Consider the following 22,432-nt stretch of genomic DNA (forward strand, 5'->3'; position numbering starts at 1 on the left):
GCCCTGGGCTTTGCGATTCGCACCGTTGCCCAACTGCTCGAGGAGGGCAAGCTCGAAGGGCTGGTCGCCCAGCAGCGGGCCCAGGGGGATCGGCCCCCAGGGGATCGGGCTCCAGGGGAGAGGCCCCAGGGGGAGAGGCGCTCCGGGGCCGGCGATGGCCGGCTCAACCGCCAGGAGCGCGCCCCCCGCATCGACCCCTTCGCCCGGCCCAGCAAGCCCGCGCCCCCCAGTCCTGAGCCAGAGGCCCCCAGCCCTGAACCAGAGGCTCCCAGCCCTGAGCAAACAGATGGGGCCCTGCCGGCCGAGGAGATTCCAGGCAGCCCAGAGCCCCAGGAGCCCGACTCCGAAACCAGCGAGGGCTGAGGCCGATGCCACGGCCAAGGGTTCTCTCCGGGGTTCAGCCCACCGGGGCCTTGCACCTCGGCAACTGGCTGGGGGCGATCCGCAACTGGGTCGCCCTGCAGGAGAGCCACGACACCTACTTCTGCGTGGTGGATCTCCATGCCATCACCGTGCCCCATGAGCCGGCCAGGCTCGCCGAGGACACCCTGCGCACCGCCGCCCTCTACCTGGCCTGTGGCATCGACCCCCAGCGCGCCACGGTTTTTGTCCAGAGCCATGTCAGCGCCCACAGCGAACTGGCCTGGCTGCTGAACTGCGTCACGCCGCTCAACTGGCTCGAGCGCATGATCCAGTTCAAGGAAAAGGCGATCAAGCAGGGCGACCAGGTGTCGGTGGGTCTGCTCGATTACCCGGTGCTGATGGCCGCTGACATCCTTCTCTACGACGCCGACCTGGTGCCGGTGGGTGAAGACCAGAAACAACACCTCGAACTCGCCCGCGACATCGCCCAGCAACGCATCAACGCCCGCTTCGCGCCAAGGGATGGATCTGGGGAGCCGATCCCCCTGCTCCAGGTGCCCAAACCCCTGATCCTCCAGCAGGGTGCCCGGGTGATGAGTCTCACCGACGGCACGGCCAAGATGAGCAAAAGTGATCCCAATGAGGGCTCCCGGATCAACCTGCTGGATCCGCCCGAATTGATCAGCAAGAAGATCAAGCGCGCCAAAACCGACCCCACCATGGGGCTGGAATTCGGCAACCCGGAGCGGCCGGAAGCCGACAACCTGCTTGGCCTCTACGCCCTGCTGGCCGGCAGGAGCCGGGAGCAGGCGGCCGTGGAATGCGGCTCCATGGGCTGGGGCAGCTTCAAGCCCCTGCTGGCCGACGCGGCCGTTGAAGCCCTACGGCCAGTGCAGGAGCGCTACCTGCACTGGCGCCAGCAGCCTGGAGCGATCGAAACCGTGCTGCGCGATGGCCAGGCCCGGGCCACTGCGGTGGCCGAGGCAACCCTCGAGCGGGTGCGCCGGGCCCTGGGATTCCTGCCCCCCAGCTGAGCGCACACGCCGGAGCCAGCCGGCCGCTCACGGCTCCCGGTACACAACCCTGCCCCGCTCGTCATTGCCGACATCGAGCAGCTGGGCGTGGAGCAACCGCTCAATTTCCTGGCGCACCTCAGGGCTCTCGACCCCGGCGGGGAGCTCCAGCTCCAACAGGGCGTCGTTGAGGCTGAAACCCGCCGCGCCACTGCGGCGGGCCAGTTGCACCAACTGCCTTTCCACAGAGAGGCTGGGCTTGAGCGGCAACCAGCTGGCATTGGCCTGGTCGACCAGCTCTGGCATCAACAGCAGATCCACCAGCTGTCCCACAAAGCAGAGGCCGAAGGTCAGCAGCCAGAGGGTGCCACTGAGGGGCTTGCGGTTGTAGAGGCGATGCACCCCGCAGACCCCCACCAGGCCGAGGGCCCAGAGGCCATAGGCCAGGGCCAGATTGCGGCGCTCCGGGGGCGGGAGCCGTCGACTACTGCCCATATGGCTAGGCCCCGGGGAGTGCAGGCCCCTCGTCATCGGGCGGATCCGGCAGCGATACGCCACTGAGACGCAATGAGGCGGAAAGATCCCACACGCTGACCACCAGCTGGTGCCAGGGAGCGAGGGTTTCCATCTCCAGGGCCATCGGGATCGGCGCCGCCTGGCGCAGGCTGGTGGCGGCGCCGAGCTCTTTGCGGGCCAGCTCGATCCGGGCACGTAAGGAGCTCTGTTGCTCCGCCGGCATCACCGCCTCGGGGCAATGGTCAAGCAGCACCAGGCCCCGCTCAAACCAGCTGCTGAAGTCGCCCATCAGGGAAGCCAGCAACTGATCGAGCAGCTCCCCATCTGAGGCCGAGGGGGGAAAGGGGAATGGTGGATCAGATCCCATCTGGCCAGCTTAGGAGCGCTGCGTAGGATTCCAAATCGCCCTGTTGAGCTGCGCGATTCGTGCCCGTGACCACCAGCAGCCCCGAACCAGCAGCGATCACCCTGCCCAAAACCAGCGAGAGCGACCAGCTGCTGCGCATCCGCCACTCGATGAGCCACGTGATGGCCATGGCGGTGCAGAAGCTTTTCCCCCAGGCCCAGGTGACCATTGGCCCCTGGACCGAGAGCGGTTTCTACTACGACTTCGACAGCCCCGATCCCTTCAGCGAGGCCGATCTCAAGGCGATCAAGAAGGAGATGGTCAAGATCATCAATAGGAAACTGCCGCTCGAGCGCCTAGAGGTGAGTCGCGCTGAGGCCGAACGGCGGATCCAGGCCATCAACGAGCCCTACAAGCTGGAGATCCTGGCGGGGATCAAAGAGCCAATCAGCCTCTACACCCTGGGGGACCAGTGGTGGGACCTCTGCGCCGGCCCCCACGTGGCCCACACTGGCGAGCTCAACGCCAAGGCCTTCGAGCTCGAAAGCGTGGCCGGTGCCTACTGGCGCGGCGATGAAACCAAGGCCCAGCTGCAGCGCATCTACGGCACCGCCTGGGAAACCTCCGAGCAGCTGGCCGAACACCAGCGCCGCAAAGCCGAGGCGAAACGGCGCGACCATCGGCGCCTGGGCACCGATCTGAATCTGTTTTCAATCGAGGATGAGGCCGGCGCCGGGCTGGTCTTCTGGCACCCCCGCGGCGCCCGCATGCGCCTGCTGATCGAAGACTTCTGGCGCCAGGCCCACTTCGATGCCGGCTACGAGCTGCTCTACACCCCCCACGTGGCCGATATCAGCCTCTGGAAGACCTCCGGCCACCTCGACTTCTACGCCGAGAGCATGTTTGGCCCGATGCAGGTGGATGAGCGCCAATACCAGCTCAAGCCGATGAACTGCCCGTTCCACGTGCTCACCTATGCCTCCGCCCTGCGCAGCTACCGGGAGCTGCCGATCCGCTGGGCCGAGTTGGGGACGGTGTATCGCTACGAGCGCCCCGGCGTGATGCATGGCCTGATGCGGGTGCGCGGCTTCACCCAGGACGACGCCCACGTGTTCTGCCTGCCGGAGCAGATCACAGCTGAGATCGTGGCCATTCTCGATCTCACCGAGCAGATTCTTTCCACCTTCGATTTCCGCAGCTACGAGATAAACCTCTCCACCCGGCCGGCCAAATCGATCGGCGAGGACGCCGTGTGGGAACTCGCCACCAACGGCCTGATCGGGGCGCTGGAGCGCAAGGGCTGGGCCTACAAGGTCGACGAGGGCGGCGGCGCCTTCTACGGCCCCAAGATCGACCTCAAAATCGAAGATGCCATCGGTCGGATGTGGCAGTGCTCCACGATCCAGCTCGACTTCAACCTGCCCGAGCGCTTCCAGTTGGAGTATGTGGCGGCCGATGGATCGCGCCGGCAGCCGATCATGATTCACCGGGCCATCTTCGGCTCGCTGGAGCGGTTCTTCGGGATCATGACCGAGAACTACGCCGGCGATTTCCCCTTCTGGCTCGCGCCCGAGCAGATCCGCCTGCTGCCGGTGACCGATGAGGTACGGGGCTATGCCGAGGAGGTGCTGGGCCAGCTGAAGCGGGCCGGCGTGCGGGCCACGCTGGACCAATCCGGCGAGCGCCTGGCCAAATTGATTCGCAACGGCGAGCAGATGAAGATCCCGGTGCTGGCGGTGATCGGCACCACGGAAGCCGAAGGGGGAAGCCTCAGCCTGCGCAGCCGCCGCGAGGGGGATCTGGGCACCATGGCGGTAGCCAAACTGATCGAAGCTGCCAGCTTGGCCAATGCGGCCCGCTGCGCCGGCCTGCAGCCATGAGCGCCATCCTGGCCGGCGATATCGGCGGCACCAAGACCCTGCTGGCCCTCTACCGGCTGGGCCCGGCCGGGGAACTGGAGCTCCAGCGCAGCGAGCGCTACATCTCGGCCGACTGGAGCGGACTGGAGCCGATGGTGCGCACCTTTTTGGGCGGGGAAGCCGCGCCCCCGGCGGCCGCCTGTCTGGCCGTGGCGGGGCCGGTGGCGGGGGGCCGGGCCCAGCTCACGAACCTCAGCTGGCAACTCGACGAGGTCAGGCTGCAGGTCGAAACTGCCATCCCCCGGGTGGAGCTGGTGAATGACTTCGCCGTGCTGATCCATGGCCTGGCCCATCTGGCCCCGCACCAGCAGGCCCCGATCCGGGCCGGCACTGCCCAGGTCCAGGCCCCCCTGCTGGTGCTCGGGGCTGGCACGGGCCTCGGGGTGGCCTATGGGGTGCCCAGCCCGGCCGGCCTGGTGGCCATGGCCAGCGAGGCCGCCCACGGGGAATTCGCCCCCCGCAGCCAGGCCGAATGGGAGCTCAAGCAATGGCTTGGCCGCGAGCTGGGGCTGGAGCGGGTGTCGATCGAGCGGGTGGTGAGCGGCACGGGGCTGGGGGATCTGGCGCGCTGGCTGCTGCACTGCCACCATCCCAGCGGGGATCACCCCCTCTGCCACCTGCCCCAACCCAGCGACCTGCCCGCGGCGGTCGCCGCAGCCGCCAGCCAGGGCGATCGCCTGGCGGCGGAAGCCCTTGGGCTCTGGATCAGCTGCTACGGCAGCGTCTGCGGCGATCTGGCCCTGGCTGGCCTCAGCCACGGTGGCATCTGGCTGGCTGGCGGAACGGCCGCCAAACTGCTCGATCAGCTCCGCTCTGCAGGCTTTTTAGCAGCCTTCCTGGCCAAGGGCCGGCTGGCTCCCGTACTGGCCCAGATGCCGATCACGGCCGTGATCGATCCGGAGATCGGCCAGTTCAGCGCGGCCTGCCGGGCACGCATGCTGGTGGCCTGAGACACTGGGCCGAATCGTAGTGTTCGCATGGCGCGTCCCCGGGTAGGCCACGGGGTTCTGGTTCATGTACCCGCCACCACCGCCAACGTGGGGCCAGGGTTTGACTGCCTGGGCGCGGCCCTGGAACTCGACAATGTCTTCCAGATGCGCTGCATCGAGGGCGGCAGCGAGCGCTTTGATCTGATCATTGAGGGCAGCGAGGGGGCCCACCTGCGCGGCGGACCCGACAACCTGGTGTACCGCTCGGCCCAACGGGTGTGGAAGGAAGCCGGTGAGGAGCCGGTGGCCCTTGAGGCCAGGGTGCGGCTGGCCGTGCCGCCGGCCAGGGGGCTTGGCAGCAGCGCCACCGCGATCGTGGCGGGCCTGATCGGCGCCAATGCGCTGGTGGGGGAGCCCCTCAGCCGCGAGAAGTTACTGGAGCTGGCCATCGATATCGAAGGCCACCCCGACAACGTGGTGCCCTCCCTGGTTGGGGGGCTCTGCATGACCGCCAAGGCCGCCTCCCACCGCTGGCGAGTGGTGCGCTGCGAGTGGTCGAGCGAGGTGCAGGCGGTTGTGGCCATCCCCGCCATCCGGCTCACCACCAGTGAGGCCCGGCGGGCCATGCCCAAGTCCATACCCGTGGGCGATGCGGTGATCAACCTGGGGGCCCTGACCCTGCTGCTGCAGGGCCTGCGCACGGGCAACGGCGACCTGATCACCGATGGCATGCACGACCGACTGCACGAGCCCTACCGCTGGGGCCTGATCCTCGGCGGCCGGGCCGTACGGGAAGCCGCCATCGCGGCGGGGGCCTGGGGCTGCGTGATCAGCGGGGCGGGCCCCAGCCTGCTGGCCCTCTGCCCCAGGCCGGTGGCCGAGGCCGTTGGCCAGGCCATGGTGCGGGCCTGGCACCAGGCCGGGGTTGAATCCCACGCCCACGCCCTGGCCATCCAGCACCGGGGCAGCAGCTGGGAGAGCCTGCCCGACCGGAGCCCCGCCAGCCCGGACGAGCATGGCCCTGGGCCTTGGCCTACCCCTCGGCAGCCCTAGGTAGATCTACCTAGCGCCCCCTGGGCAGCTGATACATTGCACCCGAGACTTGCGGTGCCTGATCCCGGCCCTGCCGAACGTACCCCCAGACCTGCAACCGGGCCGTGATGGACGCCAACCTTGCCCTGCTCGCCGCCTCCAGCGAAGCCAGCTTTCCCTGGCTCAGCCTGATAGTGCTGCTCCCCGCAGCGGTGGCCCTGTTGATGCCACTGCTGCCAGGCGATGGCAGTGATCCGAAATGGCCCCGCAGCCTGGCCCTAGCCACCCTGGGGGTCGACCTGGCACTGATGCTGGTTTGCTTCAGCCAGCACTTCGACGGTTCGGTCAGCGATCTTCAGCTGGTGGAACGGGTGAGCTGGGTGCCGGCCCTCGGCCTGGAGTGGTCCCTGGCCGCCGATGGGCTCTCGGCGCCGCTGGTGCTGCTTTCCGGGCTGGTAACCCTGCTTTCGGTGGCCGCCAGCTGGAACATCAAGAGCAAAACCCGCCTCTACTTCGCCCTGATGCTGGTGCAGGCCTCGGCCCAGGGGCTGGTTTTCCTCTCCCAAGACTTCCTCCTCTTCTTCCTGGCCTGGGAGCTGGAACTTGTGCCGGTCTACCTGCTGATCGCCATCTGGGGAGGCAAGCAGCGCCAGTACGCCGCCACCAAATTCATCCTCTACACCGCCACCGCCTCCCTGCTGATCCTGCTCAGCGGCCTGGCCCTGGCCTTCTCCGGCGACAGCTTCAGCTTCAACCTCACGGAGCTCTCAACCCGCTCCCCTGGCGGCAGTTTTGGCCTGCTCTGCTATCTAGGTTTCCTGGTGGGCTTTGGCGTCAAGCTGCCCATGTTCCCCCTGCACACCTGGCTGGCCGATGCCCACGGTGAGGCCAATGCGCCGGTGTCGATGCTGTTGGCCGGGGTGCTGCTGAAGATGGGCGGCTATGCCCTGCTGCGCTTCAACGTGCAGATGTTGCCTGAGATCCACCTGCAGCTGGCCCCAGCTTTGGTGGTGCTGGGGATCGTCAACATCGTCTACGGGGCCCTAAATGCCTTTGCCCAGGACAACGTCAAACGGCGAATCGCCTGCAGCTCGGTGAGCCACATGGGCTTTGTGCTGCTCGGCATCGGGGCGATCGATGCCCTCGGCATCAGTGGCGCCATGTTGCAGATGATCAGCCACGGCCTTATCGCCGCGGCCATGTTCTTTGTCACCGGGGTGTTCTACGAGCGCACCGAGACCCTCTCGATCCCGAACATGGGCGGCCTGGCCAAGGCCCTGCCAATCACATTCGCCTTCTTTTTGGCCAGCTCCCTGGCCTCCTTGGCCCTGCCGGGCATGAGCGGGTTTGTCAGTGAAATCACCGTGTTTCTTGGCATTACCGCCAACGACGGCTTCACCATTGGCTTCCGGGTGATCACGATCGTGCTTGCCGCCATCGGCCTGGTGCTGACCCCGGTGTATCTGCTCAGCCTCTGCAGGCGGGTGTTCTTCGGGCCCCGGATTCCGGCCCTGGCAGCCATCGGCGACATGCGCCCCAGGGAACTGCTGATCGGCCTCACCCTGCTGGTGCCGACCCTGGCCATCGGCTTCTGGCCGCGCCTGGCGATCGACGTCTACGAAGCAACCACCAACGGCCTGGCGGAGCGTCTCCAGGCCACCGCCCTGCTGGCGACCACCCTGCAGACCATCGCCCTGCAGAGCACCGCCCAGATCGGCTGAAATGGGAGCAGTCACCCCAGCCGCCATGCTCCAAACAGCCGCCATGGTCCAAACAGCTGCCCCGCCCCTTCTGAGCGGCCGGGGCCTGCCCCAGTTTGGGGCGATCACAGCGGAGCAGGTGGAGCAGGCAATCCCCCTGCTGCTCGAGGAGCTGCACGTCCAGCTCACGGCCCTGGAAGCAAACCTGGAGCGCCGTCTGGCCATGGGCGAGGCCGCCCCCCTGGGCTGGGAAGAGCTGATGGATCCGCTCCACCAGCTGGGCGAAAGGCTGCGCTGGAGCTGGGGGGTGGTCAGCCACCTCAACGGCGTCTGCAACACGCCCGAGCTGCGCGCCGCCCACCAAGGGCAGCAGGGGGCGGTGGTGCAGTTCGGCAACCGGGCCGGCCAGTCTCGGCCCATCTACCGGGCCCTGGAAGCCCTGCAGCGAAGCTCGGCCAGCCTCGATCCCAGCCAGCGCCGCATCCTGGAGGCCGAACTGCGGGACATGCGCCTGCGCGGCGTGGGCCTGGAGGGGGCCGAACAGGACGACTTCAATGGCGCCAGCGAGCGACTGGCCGAGCTGGCCACCGCCTTCGGCAACCACGTGCTCGATGCCACCAACGGCTGGAGCCTCACCCTCACCCAAGAGGAGGAGCTCGACGGCCTGCCCACCAGCCTGCGGGAGCTGCTGGCCCAGGCCGCCCAGGATGGGGGCGAGGAGGGTTGGCGGCTTGGGTTGGACATGCCGCGGGTAGTGCCCTTCCTCAAATACAGCCGCCGCCGCGATCTGCGCGAGCAGCTTTACCGGGCGCAAGTGAGCCGCGCCTCCAGCGGCGAGCTCGACAACCGCCCCCTGATCGAGCAGATCCTGGAGCTCAAACTGGCCCAGGCCCGGCGGCTGGGCTACCCCAACTGGGCCGAGGTGAGCCTGGCCTCAAAAATGGCTGGATCGGTAGCCGAGGTCGAAGCCCTGCTGGAGCAGCTGCGGGCCGCCGCCTACCCCGTTGCCCAAGGGGAACTCGAAGCGCTGGCAGCCTGCGCCGCCCGGCACGGGGCCGCCGAGGCCAGCGGGATCATGCCCTGGGACGTCAGTTACTGGGCCGAGGTGCTGCGGCAAGAGAGCTTCGACCTAGACAGCGAGGCCCTGCGGCCTTGGTTTTCACTTGAGCAGGTGCTGGGCGGCCTGTTTGGCCTCTGCCAGCGGCTGTTCGACATCCGCATCGTGGCCACCGAAGCGGGGGAAGCACCTCTCTGGCACAGCGATGTGCGCTACTTCCGGGTGGTTGATGCCGGCAGCGGTGAGCCCCTGGCCGGCTTCTACCTCGATCCCTACAGCCGCCCGGGCAGCAAGCGGGGTGGGGCCTGGATGGATGAGTGCCTCGGCCGCTCCCGCACCCCAGCGGGGGAGCCGGTGCTGCCGGTGGCCTACCTGATCTGCAACCAGAGCCCGCCGGTGGGGGAGACCCCCAGCCTGATGACCTTCGAGGAAGTGGAAACCCTCTTCCACGAATTCGGCCACGGCCTGCAGCACATGCTCACCACGGTCGATCGCCCCCAGGCCGCTGGCATCAACAACGTGGAGTGGGATGCGGTGGAGCTGCCCAGCCAGTTCATGGAGAACTGGTGCTACGACCGGGCCACCCTGATGGGCATGGCCCGCCACTGGCAGAGCGGCGAGCCCCTACCCGAAAGCGAATACCAGAAACTGCTGGCGGCCCGCACCTTCATGGGCGGCAGCGCCACCCTGCGCCAGGTGCACTTCGCCCTCACCGACCTGCGCCTGCACAGCCAGTGGACCCCGAACTGCGGCCAGAGCCCGGAGCAGCTGCGCCGCGACCTCGCCCGCACCACCACGGTGCTCGAGCCGATCCCCGAGGACGCCTTTCTCTGCGCCTTCAGCCACATCTTCGCCGGCGGCTATGCGGCCGGCTACTACTCCTACAAGTGGGCCGAGGTGCTCAGTGCCGACGCCTTCAGCGCCTTCGAGGAGGTGGGGCTCGACCAGGAGGAGGAGATCGTGGCCACCGGCCGCCGCTTCCGCGACACCGTGCTCAGCCTGGGCGGCAGCCGCTCTCCAGCCGAGGTGTTCGAGGCCTTCCGGGGCCGCGGACCCAGCAGTGGGGCCCTTATCCGCCACTCCGGGCTGGCGTCCGGTTGATGGCTGCTGCCGTCCCGGAACTGGTGGCCATCGCCGAAGCCTTTGCCCTGCCCGGGCCTGTCAGCGCGATTGCGCCGCTGGGCAACGGCAACGTCAACGACACCTACCGGGTGGACACCGCCAGCGGCGAAAGCTTCGTGCTGCAACGGCTCAATACAGCTGTGTTTGCCGAGCCGGAGCTGGTGATGGCCAACCTGCAAGTGCTCAGCGCCCACGCCCAGCAACGGCCCCTGGCCGGCCAGCGCTGGGAGGTGCCCCGGGTGATCCATCACCGCCACAGCGGCCAGCCCTGGCTGAAGGCAGGCGGCGATTTTTGGCGGCTGACCAGCTTCGTCAAGGACGCAGTGACGCTGGATGCCATCGCCAGCCCCGCCCAGGCCATGCAGGTGGGTAGGGGCCTGGGCCTGTTCCACAACCTGATCAGCGACCTGCCCGCCGATCAGCTGGCCGACACCCTGCCTGGCTTCCACATCACCCCCACCTATCTGGCGGCCTACGACCAGATCCTGCCGTCCAGCCAGCTCCAGCGCTGCGAGCGGACCGGGTGGTGCACGGCTTTCATTGCGGCGCGACGGGGGCTGGCGACGGTGCTGGAGACGGCCAAGGCCGAGGGCAGGCTCCTGCTGCGGCCCATCCATGGCGACCCCAAGGTGAACAACGTGATGCTCTGCGCCCAGACCGGGGTGGCGGTGAGCCTGGTGGACCTGGACACGGTCAAGCCAGGGCTGGTGCATTACGACATCGGTGACTGCCTGCGCTCGGCCTGCAATCCGGCGGGGGAAGAGGCTCCCCCTGGCGATTCCATCCACTTCGACCTCGATCTCTGCCAGGCCGTACTAGAGGGCTACCTGGGCGCGGCGCGAGCCTGCCTAAGCGAGGTCGACATCGACCATATCTTTGCTGCCGCCAGGCTGATCAGCTTCGAGCTGGGCCTGCGCTTCTTCAGCGACCATCTGGCCGGAGACGTCTATTTCCGCAGCCAGCGCCCCGGCCACAACCTGGAGCGGGCCCTGGTGCAGTTCAAGCTCACCGAGAGCATCGAAGCCCAGGAGCAGGCAATCCGCACGATCGTCGAGGGCTTGCGGTGAACTGCCAGAGCTTCAGCCTGGTTCCCTTCGGGCTCAGTTCCACCAACCTGACCATCTGCGGGACTCTGGCCCTCCACGCCGGGGTGATGGAGGTTCTCTTCAAGCTGGAAGGCGATCTCAGCGCCATCCGGATCGCCCCGCCGGCAGGGGCTGGCGAACGCCGCGATCTGCTTTGGCAGACCACCTGTCTAGAAGTGTTCCTGGCCCACCGGGGAGCTGGGCCCTACTGGGAATTCAACCTTTCCCCGGCTGGCCACTGGAACGTCTACCGCCTGGAGAGTTACCGCCAGGGGCTGGCCCCGGAGCCTGCCTACGCCCAGCTTCCCTTCAGCGTGCAGCTCCACCGCCAACAACTCAGCCTGAGCCTGCGGTGCAGCCTGCCACCGGCCCTGGCGCTGCCAGCATCAGCTGACCTGGAAGCCGCCATCACCGCCGTGATCCAGCACAGCGATGGCAGCCTCAGCTACTGGGCCCTGCACCATCCCGCCGCCGAAGCTGATTTCCATCACCGCGGTGGCTTCCGCCTCCACCTGGGCCGGGCCTGAGGCTCAGCAAGGCAGCCCGGCTTCATGCCAGCGCCGCTGGCGCCGTACCGCCACCCGACCGCCGAAGCCGGGCACCGGGGCCTGGCATTTGGCCAGGTCCAGCCGCAGTGGAATCAAGCCATAGAGCGTTTCGAGGCAATCGAGCACCAACTCGCTGTAGTGCTCAATCGTGAGGCAGCCCACCTGGCGGGCCTGACGCTGCAGGGCCGTGATGGCGAGGGCGTAGTCAAAGCTGGCGGCCAGCCGATCGCTGCGGGCCGCTTCGGCCAGATCGCCCGCCAGCCAAAACTCCAGCTCAAACCACTGGCCCTGGGCCCTCTCCAGCTCCAGCACCCCCACATGGGCCCAGAGGCGCAGGCCCTGCACATGGATCCAGTCGGGATGGGTCACAGCGGCAGGCTCCTATGGCTGAACTGCCGAACTCCGCTGGCGTAATCGGCGGCGATATGGCCCTCCCCCCGCAGCCGGTAGCGGTAGGTGACCAGTCCCTCCAGCCCCACCGGCCCCCGGGGGGGGAGGGTCTGGGTGGAGATGCCAACCTCGGCGCCGAAGCCGTAGCGGTAGCCATCGGCGAAGCGGGTGGAACAGTTGAGGTACACCCCGGCACTGTTGACCGCCGCCAGGAAGCGGTCCGCCGCCGCCGCATCGGTGGTGCAGATGGCATCGGTGTGGCGGGAGCCGTAGCGGGCGATGTGCTCCAGGGCCGCCTCGAGGTCGGGCACCACCTTCACACTCAAGATCAGATCGGAATATTCCGTGCTCCAGTCGGCTTCGCTGGCCCCCTGGCCCACCCCCAGGGCCTGGGAGGCGGCATCGCCGCGCAATTCGACACCGGCCTCGGCAAAGGCATCGATGGCCAGCGGCAGGAACCCAGGGGCGATCTCCCCATCCACCAGCAGGGTTTCGATCGCATTGCAGGCGGCCGGGTACTGGGTTTTGGAATCCAGGGCCACCCGCAGGGCCTGCTGGAGGTCTGCGGCCCGATCCACAAACAGGTGGCAGATGCCGTCGGCGTGGCCCAGCACCGGGATGCGGGTGTGGTCCTGAATGAAGCGCACCAGTTCGTTGGAGCCCCGAGGAATGATCAGATCAACCAGGCCGTCAAGCTTCAGCAGCCCCAGGCTCTCTTCCCGGCTGGTGAGCAGCTCCAGGGCCTCGGGAGCCACCGCGCTGTCAGCCAAGCCCTGGCGCAGGGCCGTGAGGATGGCGGCGCAGCTGCCCCTGGCCTCCCGGCCCCCCTTGAGCAGGGCCCCGTTGCCGGAGCGGATCGCCAGGGAGGCGATCTGCATCACCGCATCGGGCCGGGCCTCAAAGATCACGCCCAGCACCCCGAGGGGCACCGTCACCCGTTCCAGCACCAGGCCCTGATCGAGCTCGGTATGCAACTGGCGCCGGCCCAGCGGGTCGGCCAGCTCGGCCACTTGGCGCACGCCGGCGATGGCGCCATCGAGCTTGGCGCCATCGAGCTTCAGCCGGGCCACCAAAGCCGGAGCCAGCCCCTCGGCCGCCGCGGCCTCCAGGTCGGCCTGGTTGGCGGCCAGGATCGCCGCACGGTTCTGCTCCAGGCCAGCGGCCATGGCCCGCACCGCCTGGCGCCTCTGGCCATCGCCCAGCTGGCCCAGAACCATGGCCCTGCGACGCACCTGGGCCGCCCGGGCGAGCAAATCTGGAGAGGGATCGGCAATCATCTGCCCATCATCCCAAGCTGGAGGCCAGCCGCTCGAGGGCCAGGCGCGCCGCCCCGAGCCGCCCAGCTCCGTTGCCCAGGCTGCAGGGCCAGATCGCCAACCCCTCCCGGCTGACTGGCTGCACCCGCTGCTCCACCTCGCCCCACAGCGCCGGCAGGAAGTGGGCGCTGGCAGCGCTGATCCCGCCGCCGATCAACACCAGCTCCGGGGTGAACACATAGAGCAGGGAGCTGACGCCGATGCCGAGCAGGCGGCCATAGGCCCGCCACACCTCCAGGGCCTCGGCGTCGCCGCCATCGGCCCGCCGGCAGAGTTCGGCCGGATCCAGCCCAGAGAGGCGGGCCAGGCCGCGGCGGCTGCAATAAGACTCAATCGAGCCGCTGTTGCCGCTGTTGCAGGGCGGGCCCTCGGGATCGATGCCGATCAGCCCGGGCTCGGCAGCCGCACCGTGGCGGCCCGTGAACAGCCGGCCGTCGAGCAGCACCGCCCCTCCCACCCCGGTGCCAAGGGTGAGAAGTACCACATCGCGCCTGTCGCGCGCCGCCCCCAGCCAGTGCTCGCCAATCAGGGCGCAGTTAGCATCGTTGGCCAGGGTGACACGCCGATCCAGCAGGGGTTCGAGCCAGTCGGCCAGCGGCACCTCCTGCCAGCCCGGCAGGTTGATGGCGATCCGCGCCACCCGGCCCGCCCCATCGCTTGGGCCGGGATGGCCTACCCCCACCCGATCGGCCAGGTGCTCGGGGTCAAGTTGCTGCACCGCCTCCACAATCGCCGTGGTCACGGCTCCTGGCAAAGACGGCTGGGGCGTGGGCACCTCAAGGCCGGCGAGGAGCTCTCCGGCCAGGCTGAAGCGCCCCAGCTTGAGGGCGCTGCCGCCCAGGTCCACGCCGATCAGCTGGTTCATCAGAAGCGGAAGAAGATCTGCAGCTGGGTCTGCCAGGCCCCCAGGCTGTCCACCGATCCCTGCAGGTTGAGCAGCTCGGAGGCCCTGTAGTTGAGGTTGAGTTGGGGTGGCACGTCGGAGCGGTTCGGGGCAGCCAGCACCGAGGCATTAAAGCGCTCGTCTATATCCAGGCCGATCTCGGCCCCCAGTACCAGCTGGGGCGGCACCCGCCCGGAGCGCTGCTCGGCGCCGCTGTTGACCGCCTGGTTCACGTAGGTGGGATAGAGGGCGAAGCTCAGCCGCTGGCCCAGCACATCGCTGAAGCTGCCCAGCAAGGGCGAAAGCAGGGTCTGGCCCAGGGCGGTGGCCAGCACGGCGGTGCCGCCTCCACCGGCCAGCCCAGCCAGGGTGTTGCCACCGATCAGGGCCAGGAGCCGTTCTTGGGAAAGGGGGGGCGAACTGCGCAGCACCAGGTTGTCGGCGAGACGATCCGCCGGGCCGCTGACACTGAGGTAGACCCGCACCAGATTGAGTTGGTCGAGGCTGTTGGTGGCGCCCTCGGCCTGGTAGGACTGCAGTGACAGGTTGTCGGCCGGCCCAATGCCACTGGCCACCGGCAGGCTGTCGGAAACCCTGGTGCGCAGGGAGATGTCGAGGTAAGGAATCAGGCCCATGGAGGGGGTGAACACGGCCACGTTGGGGGAATCCGGGTCCAGACCAAAGGTGGAGGTGAACAGGTTGAGGCGCCCCCGCAGCAGGCGCACCACGCCCTGGAGTCGCAGGCTGGGGTCGAGCCGTCCGTTAATCCGTAACAGGCCGCTGCTAGTGAAACTGGCCAGGTTGGGCACCCCCACGGTGAGGTCTGGGCCCAGGCTGAGTCGCAGGTTGTCAAAGCCCACAAACCTGACGTTGGGGACACTGGCACGCAGAAGCCCACTGGCATCACTCTCCACCTCAGGCCCGAGCAGCACCAGCGGTTGCTGGAAGGTCCAGCTGGATTCGATCAACTCCGGCACGCTGGCCACGCTCACCCCTGGCGCCTTCTCACTGGCCAGGCGGCCGGGCTGCACGTTGATGTTGCCCCGGGCAATCGAGAGCTCCCCGCCGATATCCATGGCGTTGAGGCTGCCGCCGATGCGGAGCTGGCCTGCGGCCACGGCCCGGATCCGCGGCATGGCGAAGGGAACCGCGGCCAGCTCCACGGCCAGGCTGGCTTCCTGGCCATCGGCCATCTTGCCGGGCCGCAGCAGGCCCAGCGAACCGCTGCCCCGCACCGAGCCCTTCTCCCCCACCTTGGCGCTGAACTGCTGCAGCTCTAGCCGCTCGAAGTCGAACAGCACGATTGCCTCAACCTCCTGCAAGCGCTGGCCGATGAACTGCAGCTGGCCGCCACGCAGGCGCAGGAAACCGTTGGCAATGGGCTCGGCCACACTGCCGCGCACCAGCAGCTGCAGGTCGCCACTGCCCTCTTTCCACTCCAGGGCAGGCTGGGCCAGCCCGGTGAGGAAGCGAAGGCCATCATCCCGACTGGCCAGCCTCAGCTCGACGCCCTCCTGGCGGGGATCGAGGGGCACGGTGCCGGCCAGATCCACACTGCTGGCAGCCCCGGCCGCCCGCAGTGAGAGGTCAACCAGCAGCCGTCCCTGCTGGAGCTCGATCAGGCCCCGCTCCAAATCGAGGGGAGTTTGCTGCAGCCTGGCGTCCTCCAGGGCCAGGTTGAGGCTGAGCTCGGGCCTGGAGCCGCCGAGGCTGTAGCTCCCCCGGGCGGAGGCCAAACCACCGAGGCCAGCGGGCACAGGCGTCAGCAAGGCCAACAGCTCCAAGGGCAGGTTGGCCAGGCTGAAGCTGCCTGTGCCCTGGCGCAGGGGGCCCTGGAAACGGGCCTGCAGGGGCTGCTGGGTGAGGGCCTGGTCCCTATCCGTGCCGGCTGACCAGAGATGGGCGCGGGCATCGAGGTCGGCGCGGGCCGCCAGCAGGGTGGGGCCCTCCAGGCCCAGATCCACATCGACACTGCCGGCCAAGCGCTGCAGCTTTTCCAGGGGGGTGCGCAGCCGCTCCCGCTCGGCCCGATCGACCGCCAGTCGTTGGCGGGCCAGGTTCAGGGCCTGCAGGTGGTCGTCCAGGGTGCCGCCGAAGGTATCGATCAGCAGGGTGCCGATGTCACTGGCGCGGCCGACCCTTGGCGGCCCCTCCCCCCGCCACTGGGGCCAGGCACGGCCCAACTGCTGTAAGAAAATTGTCGACAACTGGCGGCCCTCGAGTCGGGACCTGAACGGCCCGTTCCAGAGTCCCGACCAATCGAGCTCCAGCTGTCCTCCCGCCAGGGGCGCCAGGGCTGCCTGGGCCTGATAGCGGCGGTTCCTGTAGCGGAAGGTGGCCTGGGCCGTCTTCCCCCAGACGCCAAGAAAAACCGGTCGATCCAGGCTCACATCGCCACTGAAAGCCAGGGGCTGCAGCTCAAGCTGGCCCTGGCCGCTGAGCTGCCCCTGCAAGGGTTGGCGGCGGCCCCTGGGACCGAGGGCCAACTGCAGGCCCTCCAGGGACAGGCCGCTGGCCTGCCAGCGATAGCCCCGGGGCCGGCCGACGAGCTCCAGCCAGCCGCCATCTCGCTCGAGGCGCACCTGGCGGGGCACCCAACGGGAATCGAAGCGGGCCACCAACTCGCCGCTTGGGGCGGGGGCAAGGGCCTCCATGGCCAGCCTGCCGCCGCCAGCCCGATCGCCGAACCATTGGCCCTGCCAGGTTTCCCGCAAACTGATCGGCCCTGCTCCGGGCTGGTCGATCCGGAGATCCAGGGCGGGGGTGAGGGCGCTCAGGGGTCCGCGAACCCGGCCTGAGGCCCCCAACACCCCCTGCAGCGGACTGCCCACCAGCAGGCCCAGGCGGGAAAGCGGGTAGCGCTGGAGGTCCAGCTGCAGATCAAGCGGGCCTGGCACCAGCCCCTTCCCCTGGCGCAGGGCCAGGGGCAAAACGCCTCGGGCCCGGAGGTAGGCATTGCTGAACTGCTGCAGGGCGAGGCGGCCCTGGCGCCAGTCGAGGCTGGCGCTCCAGGGCCCCAAAAGCGGGTTTTCAGACTGGCCGAAACGGGCCTGGAGCTCGGGCTGGCGCCAGGGGCCCCTGGCCTCCAAGCTGCCGCCCAGCAGCTGGTCGAGCAGCCAGGCGGGACGGGCGGCCTGGAGAGGTAGATCGCGGGGGCTGAGGCGCCAGCGGCCGCGCAGGTCAAGTCGTTGATTGAGGCGGCCGCCCAATCGCACCCAGGATGCACCGCGGCGCAGTTCCAGCTGGGTCAGGGCCAGACCACCTGCCTCCACCAGGCCAGTTGCCTCGACCGTGCCCTGGAGCCTGAGGGCGCCCGGCCCGGCCCAGCGCCAGTTGCTGCGAGCCAGATCCAACCGTTGCCCTTGGCAGCGCAGCGGCACCGCAGCCAGCTCCAGCCGAGTGCCCCCCGGGCCGGGGCGCCACTGGATCTGGCCGAGCTGCAGCTGGCCCTGACAGGAGCGCTGGGCACCGCGCCAGCTCAGACCAACCCGACCATCGAGGCGACCGGCGAGCTGGCCTGGGACAGGCAAGGGCCCCTGCAGAGCCGCCAGCGGAAAGGCCTGGCTGCGCAGGTTGGCCTGCCAGCGCCGCTCCTGCCAATTGCCCTCCAGCCGCAGGGCCATCTGGCCGCCGCCGCGGGCGGGGCGCAGCCGTCCATCGAGCTCCAGGCTGCGGCGATGGGGCCGCAGGCCAAGCCGGGCGGCAAGGCGAAAGCTCTGCCCCCCCTGCACCAGCGTCACCAAGGCAGGATCGGCCAGGCGCAGGCGCAGATCCAGGCGGGGTGGCGAAAAGCCCAATGCCAGACGCCCAGGCACCCAGTACTGGCCCTGGCGATTGCGGCGCAGGTCGGCCCGCACCCCCGCCAGGGTCACGTGCAGCACGGGCAGGCGCAGGCGCAGGCTGGCCAGGGGGTCGAGGCTCACGGCCACGGATCGCACCGCCACGCTGGAGGCATCGGTGGGGCCTGCCCCAATCCGGCTGGGTCCAAGCCGCAGCCCGGCCCAAGCCAGCCCCTGGTAGGGGCCCAGCGCGAGGGGATGGCCCAGCACCCTGCCCAGGGATTGCTCCAGCCGGGGCTGCCAGTGCTGGTAGAGCCGGCGCAGGGCCTGGTCGCCCCCCCAGGCCAGCAGGGCCAGGCCGGCGCCGCTGATGGCCAGGGCCGCCCCGATCCGGCCCAGCTTTGGTAAGGGGTGAGGCGACTGGGGGGGGCCGGGATCCTGCTGGGGCAACACCGCCATCGCCCTGGGCCGCCCTTGCTGCGTCTAGCGCAATATAGAAGCCATGACGCGAAGAACCAGCCCCAATGGCCGCTGAACCGATCCTGCTGACAGCGGGCCAATGGCTGGGCGCCGCCAGCGGCCTGCTGGCCATCACCACCGTGGTCGGCTACCTGGGCCGCTGGGGGGTTCGCTTCCGCCTGGTGGGCATCACCAGCTTCACGGCCCTGCTGGCGATCTCCTGCCTGGCCTTCTCGGTGAGCTACACCCAGCGGGTAAGCCTGGAGGGAGCTGTGACCGTGCCGGTTGTCTATGACAATGGCGGCGATCTGCTTGTGGCGGCCGCCCCAGCCGATCTCCCCGAGGCCGCCGCAGGACCCAGCGTGCAGCAGCTGGCCGAGAATCTGCGAACCAGTGGCCGCAACAGCGCCGATGGCCTGGTGCACGTGCGGCTGCGACGGGTGGAAGCGGTGGCGCCGGGGCTGAGCAAGCCAGTCGTGCTGGCGGAAGCCAGCCGCAGCCTGGCCACTGGCAGGGTGGAACTCCAGCCCTGACCATGTGGCAGCTGCCGGCCCACTTTGAGCGCGAGCAAGTGCAGTTACGGGAAGCTGGCATAGAGGGTTGGGCCGAGCTGGCCAGGCTCGAAGATGCAGACCTGCGCCGCATCGGCGCCAGGGGCGGGGCCAGTGAGGCCAGGCTGATCAAGCTGCGCGGCCAGGCCCGGCTGGTGGTGGAGGTGGATCTGCAACCCGCCGAAGCGGCCCTGCTGCTCTATGCCGGCATTGCCAGCCCCAAGGGCCTGGCGACGGCCGATCCCCAGCAGCTACTGGTGCAGATGGGCAGGTTGCAGCGCAGCCTCACCGGCAGGGCAGCCCCAACCCTTGACCTCCCCACCCTGCGCAGCTGGATCAAGCGGGCCCAACGCCGCCCCACAAACTGATCCAGCCCCCTCGCAATTGCCCATCCCAGCAAACTGAAATAGGAGTAGCCGACTGTTGACCGTGGAATCCCGCCCCCAAGCCGGGCAGCTCGCCTGGGTGGCGGCGGCGCTGGTCTTGGCGGCCAGCCCGTTTGCCCCTGGGGCCCAGGCCCAGTCCCAACTGCTGGAGTCCGTCAAGCAGAACCCCGCCCGCGCCAAGGCCCTCTGCGCCCAGCTGCGCAACCTCAACGCCCAGGGGCTCTCAGCCACCTCCCAGCAGGCCGTCGCCCAGATTGCCCGACAGGAAAACCTCAGCCCCATGGACGCCGAGGTGCTCACCACCTATGTGATCGGGCTGCACTGCCCCGATGTGCGCTGAGTGAAGGCCCCGCCCCCTGGCCGCTACGGGGTGCGCTGGCAAGACCAAGGGATGACCTGCCGCGATGGCACCAGCCTGTCCAGTCGCATCTGGAGCCCGGAGGCACCAGGCCCATGGCCCGTGCTGCTGATGCGCCAGCCCTACGGGCGGGCAATCGCCTCCACCATCACCTACGCCCACCCCAGCTGGTATGCCTCCCACGGCTTCCAAGTGGTGGTGCAGGACGTGCGGGGCAAGGGGGACTCCGGCGGCGAGTTCGGGGGATTTGCCCAGGAAGCCGCCGATGGGGCGGACAGCATCCGCTGGGCCCGCCAGCTTGAGGGCAGCAACGGCCAGGTGGGCTGCTACGGCTTTTCCTACCAGGGCCTGACCCAGCTGCTCAGCGACGACCCCACGGCAATCCCCGATTGCCTGGCGCCTGCCATGACCGGCCTGAACGAGTGCTGCGACTGGGCCATGACAGGGGGCGCCCACTGGTGGGCCCTGGGCCTGGGCTGGGGGCTGCAACTGGCGGCCCAGCGCTGCCAGAGGCGGGGCGATGGCAGCGGTTGGCGGGAGATCAGGCGCAGCCTGGAAATGGGCAGCTTTCTGGAAGAGGGGCTGGAACTGCTGGAGCGCCATGATCCCGAGGGCATGGCCAGGCGCTGGCTGCTGGAGCCTGCAAACGGCAACTGGCCTTGCCATCGACCGCCCCGAACCCTGCTGCGCCAACCGATGCTGCTGCTCGGAGGCTGGTGGGACCCCCACCTGGGCGGCATCCTGGACCTCTGGGCCCAATCCCGCCTCGCCGGCGGCCTGCCCACCCTGCGGATCGGCGCCTGGAGCCATACCAATTGGCAGGGGGGCATCGATCGGCTGCAGCTGGCCTTCTTCCAGCACCATCTGCAGCGCCAGCCCCTGCCCCCTGAGCTGGGCGCCCCAGTCCTGCTGGAAGACGCCAGCAGCCACAGCTGGCAGGCGCCGGCAGCACCATCGATCCAGCCGGTCTGGGGCTTGGCGAGCGGCGGACTGGCCGCCATCGATTCCCAGGAGGGCCAGCTGCTTTCCCCCCAGGCCAGCTGGGGGGAGGTGACCCTGGTGCACGATCCCTGGCGACCAGTTCCGGGCAGGGGAGGACACCTGGGGCTCGACCCGGGACCCTGCCAGCGGGGCGACATCGACCAACGTGGGGATGTGGCCTGCTTCACCAGCGCGCCCCTGCCCCGGCCGCTGCGGCTTGAGGGCCGGCCGCGGCTGAGCATTGCCGTCGAGGCCGATCAGCCGAGCTTCGACCTCTGCGCAGCCCTTTCGGTGCTGGACAGCAATAACGACAGCGTCCTCCAGCTCAGCACCGGCATGGCCCGCTGCCACCGGCAGCCCGGCCGGAGCTCGGTGCTGCTGGTGCAACTGCAGCCCCTGCTGGCAAGCCTGGCCGCGGGCCAGCGGCTGCGGCTCTCCCTGGCGGGGGCGGCCTGGCCCCAGATCGCCGTCAACCCTGGCAATGGCGACGATCCCCCTGGGCCCAGCGGCCCTGGCCACCGGGTGATCAGCCTCAGGCTCGATCTCCAGGGGTCGAGCCTGGAACTGATGCCGCTGCTGGATCTAGATCTTGGTGCTGAAGAAGACTTTGAGCTAAATAGAGACCTTGGGCCAGATGGAGACCCTGGGGCAAACTGAGCATCTCTCAATATCTTCCCGATGCTGATGCGCCACCTGCGCTCCCCTCGCCGCTCAGCCGGCCTCGCTCTCCTGGCCCTGGCCAGCGCCATCTGCATGGGAGCTGGGCCCGGCATTCCGGCAACCGGGCTGGCGGCCCAGGAGCAGGCCGCCGAAAGCAAACTGCCGGGCCTCAGTGTGGAGGAGGCGCGGGCGGCTGCCAACCGGATCCTGAAGGCAGTGCAGAGCCGGGATGCCAACCTGCGCTACAGCCAGTTCTCCCCAGAACTGAAGGCGGCCAGCAGCCCATCGATGGTGGCAGCCACCATGCGAACCCAGCCCCAACTGCTGAGCTGGAAGCTGCTCAGCGTCCAGCGCGGCCTGCGCACCACCACCGTGGAGGTCAGTCTCAACACGAGCGCCGGCAAGCAGGAGGTGTTCCTGGTGCTCAATGGCGCCGGTCAGATCAGCGGATATCACATCGATCTGACCGATCAGGCCCCCAGCCTGGTGGCCAAGAAATTTGTCACGGCCCTCAGCACTGGCCACTTCATCTCCGCCCGCAGCTTTCTGAGCCTGGAATTGCAGAGGGAGATCGACGTAGCCAGTCTGCAGGTTCGCTGGCAGCAGCTGCAGCGCCAAACCGGAGATTTTGTGCGCATCAACAAGGTTGTGGAAGCGGGCAGCACCTCTGACCAGCACCTGGTTCTGGTCAACACCGAATTCAACCGACTGAGCGACTCCCTGTTTGTGATTCTCGACAACAACAATCAGATCATTGGCGTCGATTTCCCCAGTGACCCGGTCAGCCCCAAGCCCGTTCCCTGAACCCGCTGCGGCCTAAGCTCGCTGATCGCTCGCTGCTGGTTCATGTCCGTGCTCAGCCTTGATTGGATGGTGCAGGACGCCGAGCGGCTGGCGGAATGCCGCCACGACTATCCATTCGCCGTGCTGGGTCCCCAGCTCCTCGAGAGCGAAGCCTGGGTGGTGCGGATCTGGATGCCTGAGGCCGAGATGGTGGAGCTGCTGCTCGACGACCAGGCCCTGGCGATGCAGACCCCCA

General features: G+C 68.6%; 20 protein-coding genes and 1 pseudogene. 15 read left to right on the plus strand and 6 right to left on the minus strand.

The window, feature by feature from the left end; genetic code table 11:
* Positions 1 to 363: pseudogene (locus KBZ07_RS03740) on the plus strand (hypothetical protein); the annotation flags it as partial.
* Positions 364 to 368: 5 nt separating this feature from the next.
* Positions 369 to 1,397, plus strand: coding sequence for a tryptophan--tRNA ligase (trpS, locus tag KBZ07_RS03745; protein ID WP_254930355.1), 1,029 nt, complete (start codon positions 369 to 371; stop codon positions 1,395 to 1,397).
* Positions 1,398 to 1,424: 27 nt separating this feature from the next.
* On the opposite strand, the gene KBZ07_RS03750 is transcribed toward trpS, so the two are convergent.
* Positions 1,425 to 1,871 carry a TM2 domain-containing protein gene (locus KBZ07_RS03750; RefSeq protein ID WP_197150605.1) on the minus strand — a complete coding sequence of 149 codons (447 nt, stop codon included), beginning with the start codon at positions 1,869 to 1,871 and terminating at the stop codon, positions 1,425 to 1,427.
* Between the two features lie 4 nt (positions 1,872 to 1,875).
* A complete protein-coding gene (locus KBZ07_RS03755; protein ID WP_254930356.1) occupies positions 1,876 to 2,259 on the minus strand; it encodes a DUF2605 domain-containing protein in 384 nt (127 codons plus the stop codon).
* Between the two features lie 149 nt (positions 2,260 to 2,408).
* Between KBZ07_RS03755 and thrS the strand changes: the two genes are divergently transcribed.
* The 7 genes from thrS (at position 2,409) to KBZ07_RS03790 (ending at position 11,609) form a co-directional block, all read left to right on the plus strand.
* Positions 2,409 to 4,118 (plus strand): threonine--tRNA ligase, encoded by a 1,710-nt coding sequence (gene thrS, locus KBZ07_RS03760; protein ID WP_254930371.1) that lies wholly within the window; start codon positions 2,409 to 2,411, stop codon positions 4,116 to 4,118.
* Positions 4,115 to 5,107 carry a glucokinase gene (locus KBZ07_RS03765; protein ID WP_254930357.1) on the plus strand — a complete coding sequence of 331 codons (993 nt, stop codon included), beginning with the start codon at positions 4,115 to 4,117 and terminating at the stop codon, positions 5,105 to 5,107. Before thrS ends, KBZ07_RS03765 begins: the two co-directional genes overlap by 4 nt.
* Positions 5,108 to 5,134: 27 nt before the next feature.
* Positions 5,135 to 6,139, plus strand: a complete 1,005-nt coding sequence (gene thrB, locus KBZ07_RS03770; protein WP_254930358.1) for a homoserine kinase — start codon at positions 5,135 to 5,137, stop codon at positions 6,137 to 6,139.
* Between the two features lie 107 nt (positions 6,140 to 6,246).
* Positions 6,247 to 7,839, plus strand: a complete 1,593-nt coding sequence (locus KBZ07_RS03775) for an NAD(P)H-quinone oxidoreductase subunit 4 (protein WP_254930359.1) — start codon at positions 6,247 to 6,249, stop codon at positions 7,837 to 7,839.
* A gap of 43 nt (positions 7,840 to 7,882) precedes the next feature.
* Positions 7,883 to 9,976 (plus strand): M3 family metallopeptidase, encoded by a 2,094-nt coding sequence (locus KBZ07_RS03780; RefSeq protein ID WP_254930372.1) that lies wholly within the window; start codon positions 7,883 to 7,885, stop codon positions 9,974 to 9,976.
* Positions 9,976 to 11,064, plus strand: a complete 1,089-nt coding sequence (locus tag KBZ07_RS03785) for a phosphotransferase enzyme family protein (protein WP_254930360.1) — start codon at positions 9,976 to 9,978, stop codon at positions 11,062 to 11,064. The genes KBZ07_RS03780 and KBZ07_RS03785 overlap by 1 nt, the downstream gene beginning before the upstream one ends.
* Positions 11,061 to 11,609, plus strand: coding sequence for a DOMON-like domain-containing protein (locus KBZ07_RS03790; protein ID WP_254930361.1), 549 nt, complete (start codon positions 11,061 to 11,063; stop codon positions 11,607 to 11,609). The genes KBZ07_RS03785 and KBZ07_RS03790 overlap by 4 nt, the downstream gene beginning before the upstream one ends.
* Positions 11,610 to 11,612: 3 nt before the next feature.
* Here the strand turns inward: KBZ07_RS03790 and KBZ07_RS03795 are convergent, their stop codons facing one another.
* Genes KBZ07_RS03795 through KBZ07_RS03810 form a run of 4 tightly spaced genes read right to left on the minus strand, consistent with a single transcriptional unit; the run spans position 11,613 to position 18,457 of the window.
* Positions 11,613 to 11,999 (minus strand): dihydroneopterin aldolase, encoded by a 387-nt coding sequence (locus KBZ07_RS03795; RefSeq protein ID WP_254930362.1) that lies wholly within the window; start codon positions 11,997 to 11,999, stop codon positions 11,613 to 11,615.
* Complete coding sequence (locus tag KBZ07_RS03800) at positions 11,996 to 13,297, minus strand: glutamate-5-semialdehyde dehydrogenase (RefSeq protein WP_254930363.1); 1,302 nt, start codon at positions 13,295 to 13,297, stop codon at positions 11,996 to 11,998. The genes KBZ07_RS03795 and KBZ07_RS03800 overlap by 4 nt, the downstream gene beginning before the upstream one ends.
* Positions 13,298 to 13,304: 7 nt before the next feature.
* A complete protein-coding gene (locus tag KBZ07_RS03805) occupies positions 13,305 to 14,201 on the minus strand; it encodes an ROK family protein (RefSeq protein WP_254930364.1) in 897 nt (298 codons plus the stop codon).
* Entirely contained in the window at positions 14,201 to 18,457 is a 4,257-nt protein-coding gene (locus KBZ07_RS03810) for a translocation/assembly module TamB (RefSeq protein WP_254930365.1), read from the minus strand. The genes KBZ07_RS03805 and KBZ07_RS03810 overlap by 1 nt, the downstream gene beginning before the upstream one ends.
* Before the next feature lie 65 nt (positions 18,458 to 18,522).
* Between KBZ07_RS03810 and KBZ07_RS03815 the strand changes: the two genes are divergently transcribed.
* From KBZ07_RS03815 to KBZ07_RS03840, 6 genes are all read left to right on the plus strand, one after another.
* Positions 18,523 to 18,990 carry a Ycf51 family protein gene (locus tag KBZ07_RS03815; protein ID WP_254930366.1) on the plus strand — a complete coding sequence of 156 codons (468 nt, stop codon included), beginning with the start codon at positions 18,523 to 18,525 and terminating at the stop codon, positions 18,988 to 18,990.
* A gap of 2 nt (positions 18,991 to 18,992) precedes the next feature.
* Positions 18,993 to 19,376, plus strand: a complete 384-nt coding sequence (locus KBZ07_RS03820) for a DUF4332 domain-containing protein (protein ID WP_254930367.1) — start codon at positions 18,993 to 18,995, stop codon at positions 19,374 to 19,376.
* Positions 19,377 to 19,437: 61 nt separating this feature from the next.
* Positions 19,438 to 19,734, plus strand: a complete 297-nt coding sequence (locus KBZ07_RS03825) for a hypothetical protein (RefSeq protein WP_254930368.1) — start codon at positions 19,438 to 19,440, stop codon at positions 19,732 to 19,734.
* Positions 19,735 to 21,390 carry a CocE/NonD family hydrolase gene (locus tag KBZ07_RS03830; RefSeq protein ID WP_315860135.1) on the plus strand — a complete coding sequence of 552 codons (1,656 nt, stop codon included), beginning with the start codon at positions 19,735 to 19,737 and terminating at the stop codon, positions 21,388 to 21,390.
* Positions 21,391 to 21,411: 21 nt separating this feature from the next.
* A complete protein-coding gene (locus tag KBZ07_RS03835) occupies positions 21,412 to 22,197 on the plus strand; it encodes a DUF3887 domain-containing protein (protein ID WP_254930369.1) in 786 nt (261 codons plus the stop codon).
* Positions 22,198 to 22,239: 42 nt separating this feature from the next.
* A partial coding sequence (locus KBZ07_RS03840) for a GlgB N-terminal domain-containing protein (protein ID WP_254930370.1) occupies positions 22,240 to 22,432 on the plus strand: 193 nt, incomplete at its 3' end.

The organism is Cyanobium sp. BA20m-14 (assembly GCF_024346295.1).

What these genes read in the sequence shown, in the direction of transcription:
- KBZ07_RS03765 (WP_254930357.1), top strand. Translation starts at nt 4,115, where the DNA reads ATGAGCGCCATCCTGGCCGGCGATATCGGCGGCACCAAGACCCTGCTG.
- KBZ07_RS03780 (WP_254930372.1), top strand. Translation starts at nt 7,883, where the DNA reads ATGGTCCAAACAGCTGCCCCGCCCCTTCTGAGCGGCCGGGGCCTGCCC.
- KBZ07_RS03815 (WP_254930366.1), top strand. Translation starts at nt 18,523, where the DNA reads ATGGCCGCTGAACCGATCCTGCTGACAGCGGGCCAATGGCTGGGCGCC.
- KBZ07_RS03805 (WP_254930364.1), bottom strand. Translation starts at nt 14,201, where the DNA reads ATGAACCAGCTGATCGGCGTGGACCTGGGCGGCAGCGCCCTCAAGCTG.
- thrB (WP_254930358.1), top strand. Translation starts at nt 5,135, where the DNA reads ATGGCGCGTCCCCGGGTAGGCCACGGGGTTCTGGTTCATGTACCCGCC.
- KBZ07_RS03750 (WP_197150605.1), bottom strand. Translation starts at nt 1,871, where the DNA reads ATGGGCAGTAGTCGACGGCTCCCGCCCCCGGAGCGCCGCAATCTGGCC.
- KBZ07_RS03785 (WP_254930360.1), top strand. Translation starts at nt 9,976, where the DNA reads ATGGCTGCTGCCGTCCCGGAACTGGTGGCCATCGCCGAAGCCTTTGCC.
- KBZ07_RS03755 (WP_254930356.1), bottom strand. Translation starts at nt 2,259, where the DNA reads ATGGGATCTGATCCACCATTCCCCTTTCCCCCCTCGGCCTCAGATGGG.
- KBZ07_RS03775 (WP_254930359.1), top strand. Translation starts at nt 6,247, where the DNA reads ATGGACGCCAACCTTGCCCTGCTCGCCGCCTCCAGCGAAGCCAGCTTT.
- KBZ07_RS03835 (WP_254930369.1), top strand. Translation starts at nt 21,412, where the DNA reads ATGCTGATGCGCCACCTGCGCTCCCCTCGCCGCTCAGCCGGCCTCGCT.
- KBZ07_RS03820 (WP_254930367.1), top strand. Translation starts at nt 18,993, where the DNA reads ATGTGGCAGCTGCCGGCCCACTTTGAGCGCGAGCAAGTGCAGTTACGG.
- KBZ07_RS03810 (WP_254930365.1), bottom strand. Translation starts at nt 18,457, where the DNA reads ATGGCGGTGTTGCCCCAGCAGGATCCCGGCCCCCCCCAGTCGCCTCAC.
- thrS (WP_254930371.1), top strand. Translation starts at nt 2,409, where the DNA reads ATGAGCCACGTGATGGCCATGGCGGTGCAGAAGCTTTTCCCCCAGGCC.
- KBZ07_RS03800 (WP_254930363.1), bottom strand. Translation starts at nt 13,297, where the DNA reads ATGATTGCCGATCCCTCTCCAGATTTGCTCGCCCGGGCGGCCCAGGTG.
- trpS (WP_254930355.1), top strand. Translation starts at nt 369, where the DNA reads ATGCCACGGCCAAGGGTTCTCTCCGGGGTTCAGCCCACCGGGGCCTTG.